This window comes from Micromonospora sp. NPDC049048, from assembly GCF_043197615.1.
In the GTDB taxonomy this organism is placed as follows: Bacteria; Actinomycetota; Actinomycetes; order Mycobacteriales; family Micromonosporaceae; genus Micromonospora.
Genome location: NZ_JBICTM010000001.1, coordinates 1100697 through 1115271, shown reverse-complemented (window position 1 = coordinate 1115271; position 14575 = coordinate 1100697). Strand labels below are relative to the sequence as shown.

Genomic DNA, 14575 nt, shown 5'->3' with positions numbered 1-14575 from the left:
CAGGAGGAGGACCGGCAGATGACACTTCCCCGTACCCGGAGATGGCGGGCCCGCTCGGTGGGCGTACTCGCCGCCGCCGCGCTCGTCGCCGCGATGGGCGTCCCCGCCGCGGCGAGCCCGGCCACCGGCGAGATCCTGCACGCCGGTGCCGCGAACGCCACGACCGACGGATACGTCGTGGTGCTCAAGGCTGAGGCGCTGGGCTCCGCCGGCGACCGGCGGGCCGCCGTCACGACCGCCGCCGGGCGGCTGGCCGACCGCTACGGGGCCACCGTCGACCGCGTCTACGGGCACGCGCTCAACGGATTCGTGGCACACCTGCCCGAGCGCGCGGCCCGCCGGCTCGCCGCCGACCCGGCGGTGGCGTACGTGGAGCGGGACCGCGTGGTCACCCTCGTCGGGCCGGGCGTGCAGCTCAACCCGCCGTCGTGGGGGCTGGACCGGATCGACCAGCGCCACCTGCCGCTCGACGGCCGGTACGCCTACCCGAACACCGCGCACAACGTGCACGCGTACGTCATCGACACGGGCACGCGGAGCACGCACACCGACTTCGGCACCCGGGCCGGCGGCGGCGTCGACCTCGTCGACGGCGGCCCGGCGGACGACTGCAACGGCCACGGCACCCACCTCGCCGGCACCATCGGCGGCACCCGGCACGGGGTGGCCAAGGAGATCCAGCTACGGCCGGTACGGGTGCTCAACTGCGCCGGCAGCGGCACCTTCTCCCAGGTGATCGCGGGCGTCGACTGGGTCACCGCGAACGCGGTGCGCCCGGCGGTGGCGCTGCTGGCCCTCGGCGGCGCCGCCAGCACGGCGCTGGACAACGCGGTTAACCAGTCGATCGCGTCCGGCGTCACCTACGTCGTCACGGCGGGCAGTTCGAACGCCAACGCCTGCAACTACTCCCCCGCGCGGGTGGCGGCGGCGCTGACCGTGGCAGGCACCACCAGCACCGACGCCCGGATGCCGAGCGGGAACTACGGCAGCTGCCTCGACCTGTACGCCCCCGGCGCCACCATCACCTCCACCTGGCACACCGGCGACGCGGCGGTGGCCGTCCTCAGCGGCGGCTCGATGGCCGCCGCGCACGTCGCCGGCTGCGCAGCGCTCGCCCTCTCGACGAATCCGACCTGGAGCCCCGCCCAGGTGGCGGCCTACCTGATCGGCAGGGCGACGACCAGCGTGGTCACCGGGGTGGTCAGCGGCACGCCGAACCGCCTGCTCTACTGCGGCCCCTGACCGCGCAGCCCGACGCCCGACCGCGCGGCCCGACGCACCGGCGGGCCGCGCGGCCCGGCCACGCTCGCGACGCCCCGACGACGACACCGGCATCGGCAGCGGTCGACCCTTGTCCCGGCGGGGCTCGCCGACTACCTTTTGATCGATGATCGACTATCTGGTCATCGGCGGGGGCATCGCGGGCGCCAGTGCCGGACACCACCTCGCCGCGTACGGGACCGTGGTGCTGCTGGAGACGGAACAGGTGCCCGGCCAGCACTCCACCGGCCGGTCGGCCGCCACGTTCTCCGAGTACTACGGCGGACCGGCGGTGCGCGCGCTGACCCGGGCCAGCCGGCGCTTCCTCACCGCGCCGCCGCCCGGATTCAGCGAGCACCCGCTGCTCACCCCGCGCGGCGTACTCACCCTCTGCCCGCCCGGCGGTGAGAAGGCCTTCGAGGCGGCCCTGCACGACGGGGCCGAGGTCGACCCGCCCGCCCGCGAGATCGACGTCGCCGAGCTGCCCCGGCACTGCCCCGTCGTGCGGCCGGAGTGGTGCCTGCGGGCGATGGTGAAACCGGCCGTACGGGACCTCGACGTCGCCGCGCTGCACCAGGGCTACCTGCGGGGCGTCCGGGCGGCCGGGGGGCGGGTCGTGTGCGGCGCCCGGGTCCGCCGGCTGCGGCGCGCCGGCGACGGGTGGCAGGCGACCACGGACGCCGGCGAGTTCACCGCCCGGGTCGTCGTCAACGCGGCCGGCGCCTGGGCCGACGAGGTGGCGACGGCCGCCGGCGTACGACCGATGGGGTTGACGCCGCTGCGGCGCACCGCCTTCCTGGTGGACGCGCCGGCCGGCGTCGCGTCGGCGCACTGGCCGATGGTCGGCGACGTCGACAGCAACTTCTACTTCAAACCGGAGTCGGGACGCCTGCTGGTCTCCCCCTGCGACACCACCCCCGTGCCGCCCGGCGACGCCCGCCCCGACGACCTCGACGTGGCGATCGGCGTCGACCGGGTGCAGGCGGCGACCACGCTGGACATCCGGCGCGTGCACCAGGCCTGGGCCGGGCTGCGGACCGCCGCCCCGGACGACGTGCCCGTGATCGGCCCGGCGCCCGACACGCGGGGCTTCCTCTGGATGGCCGGGCTCGGCGGCTACGGGGTCCAGACCGCGCCCGCGGCGGGCGCCCTGCTCGCCGCGCTGGCGGTCGACGAGACGCCGCCCGTCGACCCCGCGCCCTTCTGCCCCTCCCGCCTCCCCTGACGTCTCGTCGGGCGGTGCCGACCCGGACGGCCCGGCGGTGCCGACCCGGAAGGCCCGGGCAACCTGCCCCGGACCGGGAGCACCGGCCCCGCCTCGCGGCGCGCCCGACCCCGCCCGGACGGCCCGGCCCGGGAGCGCCGTCCCCGCCGCCCGGCGTGCCCGATCCCGCCCGGGCGGACCGCCGCCGCACGAGGTCGGCGGCGGTCGGCGGCGGTCGGGAAGCCGGACGGGATCGGGGGTGGCCGGTCAGCCGGGGTGCTGGTCCACCAGGGAGCGGCGGGGCAGCATCGTCAGCGCCGAGATGGCGGCCGACACCAGCGCCGCCACCAGCATCACCTGGAAGACCGCCGGGTAGCCGGCGACGCTGGCGACCAGGCCGGCCAGCGGAGCACCGGCGACCAGGCCGATGTCCCAGAAAGAGGTGAACGCGCCGAGCGCCGCCCCCTGGTGGGCCGGGTCCGTGCGGTTGATCACCAGCAGGGCCAGCGCCGGGAAGAGCAGCGAGAGCCCGGCGCCGACCACGAGCCCACCGATGATCGCGACCAGCAGGTTCGGCGCGACCGCGACGAGCAGCAGCCCGACCGCCTCCACCAGGGCCGACCCGACGGCCACCCGACCGGCGCCGAGCTTGTCGGGCAGCCCGCCCACGAAGAGCCGGACGCCGATATAGGTGAAGCCGAACGCGTTGAACGCGGCGATGCCGTTCTCGACGCCCCGCTCGGCCATGTGCAGCGCCACGAACGCGGCCAGCGCGGCGTAGCCGAACCCGGCCAGGGAGAGCGCGACGCCCGGCGCCACCGCGCTACGCGGCAGGATGCCGGCCGGGCCCGCCGCACTCGCCTGCTCCGGCCCGGGCCGGACGGCCACGAGCGCCGCCCCGGCCAGCGCCGCCACGATCGTGAACAGCCACACCGCCGGATAGCCGGAGGTACGCAGCAGCACCGCGCCGAGCAGGGCGCCCAGCGTGATGCCCAGCCACATGTGGATGCCGTACAGGCCGACGACGCGGCCCCGCCGGTCGGCCGGCGCGAGCGCCACCAGCCAGGCCGCGCCGGCGGTGTAGACGGCCGCCTCGCCCACCCCGTGCAGGACCCGGACGCCGACCAGTACGCCGACGTTGCCGGCCACCAGGTAGGCCGCCCCGGCGGCGGCGCACACCACCGCCCCGCCCAGCATCACCGTCCGGTACCCGTGCCGGTCACCGAACCGACCGGCGATGGGCCGGGCGATCACGGCGGAGACCGCGATCGCGGCGATGACCACCCCCACCTCGACCCGGTTGCCGTCCAACTCGTCGAGCACGTAGAACGGCAGCACGGCCAGGGACGCGCCCACGCCGAGCAGGCACAGGAAGATGGCGGCGAAGAGCGGCACGATGGGCCGGTAGAACGCGAGTTTTCCGCCGGTCGTGGTCATGCGGTGACGCTCCTAGGCCGGTACGACGTGGAAGAAGTGGGTCGGCAGGTGCACGGCCAGGCCCTCGTGGATCTCGGCGCAGACGGCCGGACCGTCCGTGGCGAAGGTGCCCGGCGGCGGGGTGTCGACGCGGATCGCCGAGCGCCCGGCGTCCAGCAGTCGGGCCGCCATCGCGAAGTCGCCCACCACCGCCTCGCCCGGCGCCACCATCCGCGTACGGCTGATCTGGACGCCGTTGCGGGTCAGGTCCGTCAGGAAGGAACCCTTCCCGAGCAGGTGGGTGTAGTAGTCCCGCGGGTTGACGATCATCGCGTGCGGGGTGGCGCCGGTCTGCTCGATCTCGTCGCAGGCGGCGAGCAGGCCGCTCAGCCAGTCGTGCCGGTACGGCAGCCGCCCGATCTCCGGGTGCCGCAGCAGGCCGCCCTCGCCGATGGTCAGCGCCTGGTTCTCCGCCGTGGCGAGGCGGACCAGCAGCCGGTAGTCGATGAAGACGGCCAGCGCCTCCGGGTCGTCGGCGAGCTCCTCGGGGATGCGTACCCAGGCCCGGATCGGGTGCACGCCGGCCGTGGCGGTGCCGAACCGGAAGGCGGCCTCGCGGCGCAGCCCCGACTCGTGCACCGCGGCGGCCTCCGTCGCGTCGGGCCGGCCCTCGCACCAGAAGCGCACCGGGTCCATCCCGACCGACCGCTTGCGGAACAGGTTGCGGACGGTCACCCGGGGCCGTTCCTTGGTCGGCTGGAAGGCGTCCGTGATGGTGTAGTCGAAGCGCACCTCGGCGCCGGCGGGATCGTCGGCGTACGCGCGGGCGAACAGCTCGCCGGGCGACAGGGTCGACGACGCGGTCACGGGCGGCGCGGCGGTGGTGGTCATGAGTCCTCTCCGATGCAGATGGCGTGCCGGATCAGCCGCTGGTAGAAGGGCTGGTGGTGGTCGTGGTACGACCGCAGGGTGTCGTTGTTGGCGACGGTCACCTCGAAGGACTTCTCGACCGGGGAGAAGCCCGAGGTGCGTTCGACGTCGAGGTGCCACTTGCGGGTGCGCTGCCACTCGGTGCGCTCCCCCGGCGCCCAGTTCAGCGCCTCCGGCAGGAACGGCAGCCCGACGGCCTCGCACCAGGCCGACACCGTCTCACCGGGGCTGCGCAGCAGATCCTCGGCCCGGATCACCACGGGCGGCCGGTGCGCGGTCCGGCGGACCAGGTCGAACAGCTCCCACTGGTGCTCGTAGCCGATCTCGGGGCAGGTCACGGTCGGCTTGATCGCGTAGTGCGAGCTGATCGTGCGGGCCGGGTCGCGGACGATGAAGGTGTGCGTGACGTCCGCGATCGCCCCGGGATCGGCGAACAGGTGCTCGTAGCGGTATTCGAGCGTGTCCTTGACGAAGACCGTCCGGTCCCGGCCCAGCTCCCGCAGGTGCGCGACGACCTCGGACGCGTCGGTCACGGTGACGGTGCCGCCGTCGACGGCGGGCAGCTCGACGTGCCCCTCGTCGACGAGGGTGACGAGGGGCTCGTGGACGACGGTGACGTCACCGCGGGCGATCATCATGCGCAGGAACGCGGTGGAGAGCGCCCGGGGATGCGCCCACATGGCGATCACCGGCATGCCGGCCTCCCGTACCGCGTCGTCCGCCACCCCGGCGCGGCCCCGCGGCGGGCCGCGCTCACTGCGACCACGACGTGGGCTTGCGGTCCCACCGGTGGCCGCGCAGCGTCTCCAGCACCCCGGCGTCCAGCGGTACGCCGTCGCTGACGGCCAGGTTGGCGCGGACGTGCTCGACGCGGCGCATGCCGGGGATCACCGTGCTCACCGCCGGGTGGTGCAGGATGAACCGCAGCGCCAGCTCCGGCATGGTCATGCCCGCCGGTACGTCGGCGGCCAGCCGCTCGGCGCGCTCCACGCTGGGCAGCAGGTTCTCCGGCCCGAAGTAGGTGCTGCGCCAGTCTTCCTCCGGCCAGGTGCTGTCGGCGGTCAGCGTGCCGGTCAGCGTCCCCTCGTCGAACGGGACCCGGGCGATGATCGCGATGTCGTCCCGCTGGGCGCGCGGGAACAGCTCGTCCTCCGGCGCCTGGTCGAAGATGTTGTAGATCACCTGCACGACGTCGATCAGGCCGGTGTCGAGGGCGGCGTGGCAGTTCGTCGGCTCCCAGCGGTTGACGCTGATCCCCACCCCGTCGACCACGCCCTCCCGCTTGAGGTCCGCGATCGCCTCCTGCCAGCGGCCGTCGGCGGCCCAGCGGTCCTCCCAGACGTGGAACTGGAGCAGGTCGATCCGGTCCACGCCGAGGTTCTCGAGGCTGCGGTGCGTGTACTCGCGGATGTGCTCGGCCGGGAAGACGTCGTCGAGGGAGTCCTGCGGGCCGGGCGGCCACTCGCGGTTCTTCGGCGGGATCTTCGTGGCCAGGTAGAGCCGGCGGTCCGGGTGCCGGCGCACCAGGCCGCCGAGGAGCTGCTCGCTGACGCCCCGGCCGTAGACCCAGGCGGTGTCGAAGAAGTTGCAGCCCTGTTCCACCGCCTCGTCCAGACAGGCCGGTGCGGTGTCGTAGTCCCAGCCGGTGAAGCCGCCCGGCCCCCCGCCGATGCCCCACATGCCGTACCCGACCTCGCTGACCTGCCAGCCGAGCCGGCCCATCCTGCGGTATCGCAATTCCACTCCCTCATCCGTGCCGGTCACCGCGCCGCGCGCGGCCGGTCACCCTGGTCCCGCCGGCAGCAGCAGCCGGTCGGCGTCCCGGCGCACGTGCTCGCCCAGCCAGGCGCGGTAGGCGCCGACGGACGGCCCGAGCCGGTGGTCGGTGAAGCCCCGCCGCCGTTCCAGCGCGGCGCAGCCGTCGCGCCGGAACAGCCGGGGATTGTCGGTGAGCAGCCTCGCGAAGATCGCGCGCAGCCGCTCCTCGTCGGTGCCCACACCGGGCGGGAAGAGGGCCAGCAGCACGGCGGCGTCGCGGTCGCCCCCGGCCGCCGCGTCGCGCAGCCCCGCCAGGAACCGCGCGCAGCTCACCCGGGGCAGGGCGTCCGCGCCGCCCAGCGGCAGGTCGGTGAAGTCGACGCTCACGGGGTGCAGGACGTTCAGCGTGGCGCCCCACTGGCGCGGGTCGACCACGGTGGCGACGATGCGCCGGGCGGCCCAGTCCACCGGCGTCCAGTCGGAGCGCACGGGCGCGTCTGGGCGCATCCGCAGCCGGTGGCAGGCCGCCAGCAGCAGATGGGTCAGGGCCCGGGGATTGGGGTGCCCGTCGTCGGCCGCGGGCATCACCTCGCCGAGGCGCAGCACCGTGACGGTCGCGCCGCGCCGCCGGGCGTCGTCGAGGTACCGCTCCGCCACCCACTTCGACCGGCTGTAGCCGCTGGTCGGCGGGACGGCGAGGGCCGGGTCGTACGTCTCGGGCAGCGGCTCGGCGTGGCGGGCGGCCTCGCTGTCGAGGACGCCGAGGGTGGAGACGTGGTGCAGCGGCTTCGGTCGGCCCGTCAGGCAGAGCCGGAGCAGCTCGGCGGTGCCGAGGACGTTCGCGGCCCGGTGCGCCCGGTAGTCGAACAGGAAGTTGACCAGCGCCCCGGCGTGCAGCACGAGATCGCAGTCGTGGGCCAGCCGGGCCCAGGCCTCCGGGGTCAGCCCGAGGGCCGGGCTGCCGAGGTCTGCCGCGTACCCGTGCAGGCGCAGGCCGTGGCCGGGCCGCCACAGGCCCCGCTCGGCCAGCGCCCGGACGACGCGGGCGGTGGCCTCGGCGTCGTCGGCCGCGCGGGCCAGGCAGAGCACCCGGACGTCGGTGGTGGCGAGCAGTTCGTGGACCAGGCGTGCGCCGACGAAGCCGGTGGCCCCGGTGACCAGGACCGTACGCGGCACGCGGCGCCGACCGACCGGGCGGATGGGCAGGTCGGCCGGGACCACCGCGTCCCGCCGCACCAGGTCGTCCTCGGTCTCGGTGGGGTCGGCCGTGCGCAGCCGCACGGCCAGCGCGCGGGCGAGCCGGGCGGCGCTGCGGTGCGTGAACAGGTCCTGCACGCCGACCCGCAGGCTCTGGTCCGCGCCGAGCGCGGTGACCACGTCGAGGGCCTGGAGCGAGTCGCCCCCGGCGTCGAGGAAGTCGGCGTCCGCGTCGAGGTCGGGCCGGCCGAGGACCGTCCGGAACACCCCCAGCACCCGCTCCGGCAGGGTCCGCGCGTCGGCGGGCACGGCCGGCGGGCGCGACCGCTCGGCGAGCGTACGCTCCAGCCAGCTCTCCAGCGCCCGCCGGTCCACCTTGCCGTTGCCGGTCAGCGGCAGCGCGTCCCGTACGACGACGTGCCGGGGCACGTGGGCGCGGGGCAGCAGCCGGCGCAGGTGCGCGCGCACCTGCGGCTCGGTCACCTCCGCGTCGGCGGCGAGGAAGAGGGCCAGCGACCTGCCCCGTTGCTCGCGGGCCAGCAGGACCTTCGCCTGCCGTACGCCGGGCAGCCGGGTGGCGGCGGCCTCGATCTCACCCGCCTCGATCCGCACGCCGTTGACCTTGAGCTGGTGGTCGCGGCGGCCGGCGAAGTGCAGGCGGCCGTCGGCGGCGATCCGGCCGAGGTCGCCGGTGCGGTAGAGCCGTGGGCCCGGGATGCCGGGCAGCGGGTTGGGCACGAACACCTCGGCCGTCCGGGCCGGGTCGCCGACGTAGCCCTCGCCGAGGCACACACCGCCGATGACGATCTCACCGGTCTCGCCGGGCGGCAGGGGCCGCAGCTCGTCGTCCACCACGGCGGCGTGGCAGTTGTCGATGGGCCGGCCGATGGGGATGACGTCGCCGTCGGTACGGGAGACGGTGTGGAAGATCATGCCGATCGACGCCTCGGTCGGGCCGTAGCCGTTGGTGACCACCACTCCCGGTACCAGCTCGACCAGCCGGTGCACCGCCCACGGGTCGATCTCCTCGCCGCCGACGATCACGTTGCGCAGCGAGGCGACGCCCCGCCGGGCAGCCGGATCCCGGTCCAGGACCGAGACCAGCGCGCCGAGCACGCTCGGCACGAAGTCGGTCATCGTGACGGCCTCGTCGGCGATGGTCCGGACGGTCCGCTCCACGTCGAGGAAGCCGCCCTCGACCGGCACCACCGTGCGACCGCCGGTGGTCAGTGGCCAGAACATCTGCCACACCGAGGAGTCGAAGGTGTGCCGGCTGTTCTGGAGCACCACCTCGGCACCCGTGGCCGCGAAGTGGCGGGTCATGAACACCAGCCGGTTGGCGATCCCGTCGTGCCGGTTCAGCGCGCACTTCGGCGTACCGGTGGTGCCGGAGGTGAAGATGCCGTAGATCAGGTCGGCCGGGCCGAGCGGCACGCCGGGTCGGCGGCGGGTCGGCGTGACGTCGTCGAGGTCCACCGGCAGGCAGGGGACGTCGGCGGTGTCGGGGCGGGGGTCGGCGCCGCGTACCACCGCGAGCCGGGGCCGGATCACCCGCAGCGAGGCGTGCAGCCGGTCCACCGGCCAGCCGGGATCGACGGGTACGAAGGCGGCGCCGAGCTTCATCAGCGCGAGGTCGACGACGGGCAGTTCGAGCCCGTCGGCGAGCAGGACGGGCACCAGGTCGCCCCGGCGGATCCCCCGCGTGGCGAGGGTGGCGGCGACGCCGTTGGCCAGGTCGTCGAGTTCCCGGTAGGTCAGCGAGCGGCCCCGGAACGACACCGCCCGGCGCTGCGGGTGCAGGTCGACGCGCTGTTCGATCATGGCCGGCACCGGCAGGAAGGACCCGTCGTGCTGTGACGCGGCCCCGACGGCCGCCGGAGGCGTGGCGGTGTACCGGTACGTCGTCCCGTCGCAGACGGAAGCCGCCGCCGCGGATCCGGTGTCGCCCGCCGTCATCACGCCTCCTGTCCCCGAGCCCGCCCGGCCAGTGCACCGCAGAAGGGACGAATCCGCACCGACGCACGGCAAGGCAACTTATCGCCCCTGGTCTATGGTCTGGCCGCTGGTGAAGGACACTAGAGGGCTGATCGACGGCAGGGAATATGCAACTTTCTGCTACATCGATTTCCATCGCTCGGGAGTGGCGACCGGGGCCGGCGCCCGCCGGCCACCCGTCGACCATCCGGCGGACAGGCCCCCCACCAGGCGATCCTTCGCGCCCACGGCGGCAGGCGCGCAGATCCGACGCCCGCCACCGGCCGCACGGGCCGGCGGGCGGCGGGGGCGGACGGCCCGACCGCGCCAAGGGGGCGAGCAGGTGCGATGACGGACGGTAGCGGGCGGGGCGACCATGGCGGGCACGCGCGGGGGCCCGGCCGGACGAGCCGGCCGGGCCCCGAGGGTGGTTCGGTTCAGCCGCCGAGGCTCGCCGCCGCGGAGGCGATCGCCGGGGCGAAGGTGCTCACCTGGGTGTAGACGCCGGGGTAGGAGGGGCGGGCGCAGCCGTTGCCCCAGCTCACGATCCCGACCTGGATCCAGGCGTTGCTCGCGTCACGCCGGAACATCGGGCCGCCCGAGTCCCCCTGGCAGGTGTCGATGCCGCCGCTGGCGTAGCCGGCGCAGATCTCCTCGCTCGGGATGATGTCGCCCCCGTAGTACGAGTTGCAGGTGGCGTCGTCGACGAAGGGCACGGTCGCCTTGCGCAGGTAGCGCTGCTGCGCCCCGCCCTCGCGGGTGGCGCCCCAGCCGGCGACCGTGAAGGTGCCGTTGTCGTACGCGGTGCTGGTGGCGATCTTCAGCGTCGGGAGCGTGGTGACCGGCGTGGCCAGCCGGATCAGGGCCCAGTCCTTGCCGTAGCCGTTGTAGCCGGGCGCCCGGTAGACGTAGTTCGAGCGCACCTGGATCCGGCTCGACGACTGGAGGTCCACCACGCCGAGGGTGGCGGTGATGCTGGTGTTCGTACCGGTCGCGCCGACGCAGTGCGCGGCCGTCAGCACCAGGCGCGAACTGTAGAGCGAACCGCCGCAGCCCATCGAGAGCCGGACCATGAAGGGGAACTCGCCCTGCGCGGCCAGCGTCCCGCCCACGACGTACGGGGTGACCTCGGGCGCGGGCCTGGCGGAGGCCGGAACGGCCAGGACGAACGAGCCGGCGGTGACCGCCACCAGCGCGGCGGCCAACCGGCCGACGAGTGTGCGCCAACGGACCATGGGAGCCTCCCGAACCCTCGCGCCGCGCCGAGGCGGCGCACCGGAAACCGATGGCGGGAGCATATGGATAACTGTCGATGAGTGCACATCCCGCGTCGGTCATACCGCCCGACCGGGAGCTGCCGGCGGCACCGGGCGCCGCCCGTTTTGCGCCGGGACGGCCCGGGTACGGCGTGCACATGGACACGAACACGAAGGCACACCTGGTTGGCGGACCCCGCGACGGCAGCACCATCGACACGGGCGGCGACGCCCTCGTGGAGGTGGAACTCGACGGCATGATGCACCGCTACGTCCGCACCACGAAGCAGCACGAGGACGGCACGATCTACAACTACGACGGGATGGTGGCCCCGGACGGCGGGGAGCCCGGCGTCGAGGACCCGCAGGCCCGGGTGGCCTCCCCGAAGGCGGACGCGGAGGGCCACGGCGGGAAGCACTGACCTGCGGATCAGCCCCGGCCGGACACGGATGAACCGCGGCCGGCCGGGTAAGCGGCCGGCGACCTGGTGGAACGACCGAAGGTCGCGAGACCCCGCGACCCGGCGCGCGGGCGGGCGGCGCAGGCCGGCCCGCCCGGGCGTACGGTCAGTTGGTGCTGATCCAGTTCCAGGCCGACATGACCCACTCGGTCTGCTGGAGATAGGCGACCCCGAGACCGGCCAGGAAGACCGCCGTCACCAGGTGCGCGCCCCGCGCGCTGCGCCGGATCCGGCCCAGCTGCCGCTCCAGCACCACCCGGCCGAGCAGCCGGGCCAGCGCGAAGAGACCGGCGGCCACCAGCAGGCTCAGCAGGAAGATCAGGAACGGACCGCCCAGGTTCCCACCGCCCGAGATGGCCCAGATCCCCCAGCAGACGAAGGCGAAGAGCGCGCCGGCCGCACTCCACTCGCCGCCGCGCTTCAACTGCTCGACGTGCCAGCTCAGCGGCCGGCGCGGCGCCGGCCCGTCCGGCCATCCCGTACCCGTCGGCTCGTGCTCGACGACGGGGAACGGCTCCGTGCGCGACGTACGGGACTGGCCGACCGAGGCCACTCCCCGCTGGAACGCGTCGCGCTGCGGCGGCACCCCGACACCGGGCTGCGGCGGCACCTCGACGGTCCGCTCGGCCCACGGCTGCGTCTGGTCGGCCATCTCGTCCCCTCCCCTGGACCGACGGCGACCACCGGCCGCCGTCCGTTCCGAGGGTAGCCAGCCGGCAAACCGGTCGCCGAGGCCGCACCGGGCACGAGCACCGGTCACCAGCCCGAACCGGGCCGGCGGGGCCCGGCGACGGCCGGCGGACGCACTGTCGTGACCGAGGTCACCAGACCCCGGCCAGCCACGCGCCGGCGAGAGCCGCAGCCGGCACCGATCGGCCCGGGGCGGTACGGTCGGCTCATGGGGGACACGGAGCGCCGCCGGCGCCGGCTACGGCACCCGACCGGTGAGACGCGCGGGGCCGAGGGCCCGAACGCGACGACCGCCGGGGTGCACGACGGCCCCGAGCCGCCGCGGGGCCGCCGGAGCGGCCCGGGCGACGAGGGCGACCGCGGCCTGCGTGGTCTCGTCGGCCCCGGCTCCTCCCAGGTGAGCGTGACCGCCGCGATGCGGGCCCGCGACGCCTCCCGCCCCACCGACGAGGACCTGGCCGCGGCCGAGGAACGCGTGGTGCTCATCCGCCGCAACTGGACGCCCCGCGAGGACCTCCCCCGCCGCGCACCGCAGACCCAGGCAGGAAACGGCCCCCCGGGAGCGTGATCCCGCACCGCCCGGCCGCCAGGGCGACCGACAGCGCGGTCAGGGCAGGGCAGGCAGCTGCCGGGTGGCCTCGTAGTCGGCCATCTGGGCGATCCGGCGGGCGTGCCGCTCGTTGCCAGAGAACGGGGTGGTCAGGAACGCCTCGACGATGGCGGTGGCCTCGTCCAGCGTGTGCTGGCGGGCGCCGACCGCGACGACGTTCGCGTCGTTGTGCTCGCGGGCCAGCTGGGCGGTGTCGATGCTCCAGGCGAGGGCCGCCCGGACACCGGCCACCTTGTTCGCGGCGATCTGCTCGCCGTTGCCCGAGCCGCCGATGACCACCCCGAGGCTGCCGGCGTCAGCCACCACCCGGTCACCGGTGTGCAGGCAGAAGGCCGGATAGTCGTCGTCCGGGTCGTAGGCGTGCGGGCCGACGTCGACCACGTCGTGCCCCTCCTTGGTCAGGTGGTTGACCAGGTGCACCTTCAACTCGAAACCGGCGTGGTCGGATCCCAGGTAGACGCGCATACCGCGCAGTCTGTCAGGCGCGCCTCCGGGACGACGCGCGGGCGGCGCCCCGGAGGCGGATTCGTCACACGATCAGCGGGACAGCTCGGCGACCACCAGGCCGCCGCGCGCCTTCGGGGTGAACCACGTGCTCTTGCGCGGCATCTTCTCCCGCGCCAGGTTGACCGCGACGAAGTCGTCCACCGTCACCGGGGCGACGAGCACCGCCAGCTCCGCCCGGCCGGCGTCGACCTCGCCCGTCAGCCAGCTCGCCGGGTAGTCGCCGCCGACATAGGTGATCCGCTTGTCGCCCGGGTCGAGCCCGAGCGCGTCGCGCAGCAGCAGCCGCTCGACCAGGGCGTGGTCCAGGTTCTCCAGCCGGTTGTCGCCGACGTGCGGCAGGGTGACCGCGTACCCCTGCCCGGCGAGACGGAGGTGGACGGTGCCACCGCCCGCCGGGACCTCGACCGGGCCGTCGATCGGGCTGATCTGCGCGCCGGCGGCGCGCAGCCGGGCGAGCAGGTCGTCGGCGCTGGTGGTCAGCTCGCTGACCAGCCGGTTGTAGGGCTGGATCGCCACCGACGCCGGGGTCGTGATCACCGACAGGAAGCGCGGCAGTCCGCCGGTCTGCGCGGCCAGGCTGCGGTGGTTGCCGTCGGCCACGACCAGCTCGCCGCCGCCCGCCAGCGCGGTCAGCTCGTCCTGTTCGGGGCCCGGCCCGAGCAGCCAGATGGCGTGGGTGCGGCCGGCCTGGTCGGTGTCGGTCGCCGCCGGCGCCCCGGCCGCGTCGGTCGCCGCCGCGAGGGCGGCGTGCAGCTCGTCGCCACGCCCGGTCTGCAGCAGGAGTACGGGCGACAGCAGGTGACCCAGCGCCTCGGCGAGGGCGACCCGCTCGCGCACCTTGGCGATGAAGACGTCCTCGTTGCGGATGACCAGACCGGGCTCGTCGGCCCGGGTGGAGATCTGGTTGGTGTCGACCATGGCGAAGAGCCCGTACGCGTGCTCCTCCCCCGGCGCGCTGATCCGGTAGAGGACCACGACCTGCTCAGCCGGGGTGTAGCTGCCGTCGGCCTTCGCCTCGGCCAGGCGGGCCACCGCGTCCGGCAGGGCGTCGAGGAACGACTTCCCCAGGCTCTCCGGCGCCCGGTGCGGCATCTCGATGCCGAGGGCACTGTGCGGGTTCGCCTCGATGATCGCGGTGATCTCCGCGTCGTCGGCGAACTCGTCGTAGTTCTGCGCGCCGGTGCCGCCAGTGGTGATCCAGGCCCGGGCGATCGGATGCACGACCGTCATGTGCGAAGACGCTACCGGCGACGCGGGTCCCGCCGACGCGGGACCCGCGCGGGGTCCACCAGATGAAAGAGCTACCGGGCGG

General features: G+C 74.8%; 13 protein-coding genes. 4 read left to right on the top strand and 9 right to left on the bottom strand.

The genetic code is table 11. From position 1 onward, the window contains the following. Positions 1 to 18: 18 nt before the first annotated feature. Together ACGFIG_RS05245 and ACGFIG_RS05240 are read left to right on the top strand one after the other, a co-directional pair. A complete protein-coding gene (locus ACGFIG_RS05245; protein WP_392999313.1) occupies positions 19 to 1242 on the top strand; it encodes a S8 family peptidase in 1224 nt (407 codons plus the stop codon). Positions 1243 to 1387: 145 nt separating this feature from the next. Beyond that, positions 1388 to 2485 (top strand): NAD(P)/FAD-dependent oxidoreductase, encoded by a 1098-nt coding sequence (locus ACGFIG_RS05240; protein ID WP_392999311.1) that lies wholly within the window; start codon positions 1388 to 1390, stop codon positions 2483 to 2485. A 246-nt stretch (positions 2486 to 2731) separates the two neighbouring features. Here the strand turns inward: ACGFIG_RS05240 and ACGFIG_RS05235 are convergent, their stop codons facing one another. The 6 genes from ACGFIG_RS05235 to ACGFIG_RS05210 form a co-directional block, all read right to left on the bottom strand. Beyond that, a complete protein-coding gene (locus ACGFIG_RS05235; protein ID WP_392999309.1) occupies positions 2732 to 3901 on the bottom strand; it encodes an MFS transporter in 1170 nt (389 codons plus the stop codon). 12 nt (positions 3902 to 3913) lie between these two features. Beyond that, entirely contained in the window at positions 3914 to 4771 is an 858-nt protein-coding gene (locus ACGFIG_RS05230; RefSeq protein WP_392999307.1) for a family 3 encapsulin nanocompartment shell protein, read from the bottom strand. Continuing rightward, complete coding sequence (locus tag ACGFIG_RS05225) at positions 4768 to 5535, bottom strand: hypothetical protein (protein ID WP_392999305.1); 768 nt, start codon at positions 5533 to 5535, stop codon at positions 4768 to 4770. Before ACGFIG_RS05225 ends, ACGFIG_RS05230 begins: the two co-directional genes overlap by 4 nt. A 28-nt stretch (positions 5536 to 5563) precedes the next feature. Next, positions 5564 to 6553: an aldo/keto reductase gene (locus ACGFIG_RS05220; protein ID WP_392999303.1), complete on the bottom strand. Its 990-nt coding sequence runs from the start codon at positions 6551 to 6553 to the stop codon at positions 5564 to 5566. Positions 6554 to 6592: 39 nt separating this feature from the next. Then, the gene (locus tag ACGFIG_RS05215) at positions 6593 to 9721 is read right to left on the bottom strand and encodes an amino acid adenylation domain-containing protein (protein ID WP_392999301.1); all 3129 of its coding nucleotides are present in this window, start codon (positions 9719 to 9721) and stop codon (positions 6593 to 6595) included. Positions 9722 to 10176: 455 nt separating this feature from the next. Then, positions 10177 to 10974 (bottom strand): S1 family peptidase, encoded by a 798-nt coding sequence (locus ACGFIG_RS05210; RefSeq protein ID WP_392999299.1) that lies wholly within the window; start codon positions 10972 to 10974, stop codon positions 10177 to 10179. Positions 10975 to 11051: 77 nt separating this feature from the next. Here ACGFIG_RS05210 and ACGFIG_RS05205 point away from each other — a divergent pair, with 77 nt between their 5' ends. Next, positions 11052 to 11417, top strand: a complete 366-nt coding sequence (locus ACGFIG_RS05205; protein WP_392999297.1) for a hypothetical protein — start codon at positions 11052 to 11054, stop codon at positions 11415 to 11417. Positions 11418 to 11562: 145 nt separating this feature from the next. Here ACGFIG_RS05205 and ACGFIG_RS05200 read toward each other — a convergent pair whose 3' ends face one another. Beyond that, positions 11563 to 12108: a hypothetical protein gene (locus ACGFIG_RS05200; protein ID WP_392999295.1), complete on the bottom strand. Its 546-nt coding sequence runs from the start codon at positions 12106 to 12108 to the stop codon at positions 11563 to 11565. 246 nt (positions 12109 to 12354) lie between these two features. On the opposite strand from ACGFIG_RS05200, the gene ACGFIG_RS05195 reads away from it, so the two are divergent. Next, positions 12355 to 12714 carry a hypothetical protein gene (locus ACGFIG_RS05195; protein ID WP_392999293.1) on the top strand — a complete coding sequence of 120 codons (360 nt, stop codon included), beginning with the start codon at positions 12355 to 12357 and terminating at the stop codon, positions 12712 to 12714. 39 nt (positions 12715 to 12753) lie between these two features. Here the strand turns inward: ACGFIG_RS05195 and ACGFIG_RS05190 are convergent, their stop codons facing one another. Beyond that, on the bottom strand, positions 12754 to 13221 hold the full coding sequence (locus ACGFIG_RS05190) for a ribose-5-phosphate isomerase (protein WP_392999291.1): 468 nt from the start codon (positions 13219 to 13221) through the stop codon (positions 12754 to 12756). Positions 13222 to 13293: 72 nt separating this feature from the next. Further along, positions 13294 to 14493 (bottom strand): DUF1015 family protein, encoded by a 1200-nt coding sequence (locus tag ACGFIG_RS05185; protein WP_392999289.1) that lies wholly within the window; start codon positions 14491 to 14493, stop codon positions 13294 to 13296. Positions 14494 to 14575 lie beyond the last annotated feature (82 nt).

Bases quoted from the DNA above. Each gene is read 5' to 3' on its own strand.
- ACGFIG_RS05190 (WP_392999291.1), bottom strand. From the start codon at position 13,221: ATGCGCGTCTACCTGGGATCCGACCACGCCGGTTTCGAGTTGAAGGTG.
- ACGFIG_RS05235 (WP_392999309.1), bottom strand. From the start codon at position 3,901: ATGACCACGACCGGCGGAAAACTCGCGTTCTACCGGCCCATCGTGCCG.
- ACGFIG_RS05185 (WP_392999289.1), bottom strand. From the start codon at position 14,493: ATGACGGTCGTGCATCCGATCGCCCGGGCCTGGATCACCACTGGCGGC.
- ACGFIG_RS05205 (WP_392999297.1), top strand. From the start codon at position 11,052: ATGAGTGCACATCCCGCGTCGGTCATACCGCCCGACCGGGAGCTGCCG.
- ACGFIG_RS05200 (WP_392999295.1), bottom strand. From the start codon at position 12,108: ATGGCCGACCAGACGCAGCCGTGGGCCGAGCGGACCGTCGAGGTGCCG.
- ACGFIG_RS05245 (WP_392999313.1), top strand. From the start codon at position 19: ATGACACTTCCCCGTACCCGGAGATGGCGGGCCCGCTCGGTGGGCGTA.
- ACGFIG_RS05195 (WP_392999293.1), top strand. From the start codon at position 12,355: ATGGGGGACACGGAGCGCCGCCGGCGCCGGCTACGGCACCCGACCGGT.
- ACGFIG_RS05210 (WP_392999299.1), bottom strand. From the start codon at position 10,974: ATGGTCCGTTGGCGCACACTCGTCGGCCGGTTGGCCGCCGCGCTGGTG.
- ACGFIG_RS05230 (WP_392999307.1), bottom strand. From the start codon at position 4,771: ATGACCACCACCGCCGCGCCGCCCGTGACCGCGTCGTCGACCCTGTCG.
- ACGFIG_RS05215 (WP_392999301.1), bottom strand. From the start codon at position 9,721: ATGACGGCGGGCGACACCGGATCCGCGGCGGCGGCTTCCGTCTGCGAC.
- ACGFIG_RS05240 (WP_392999311.1), top strand. From the start codon at position 1,388: ATGATCGACTATCTGGTCATCGGCGGGGGCATCGCGGGCGCCAGTGCC.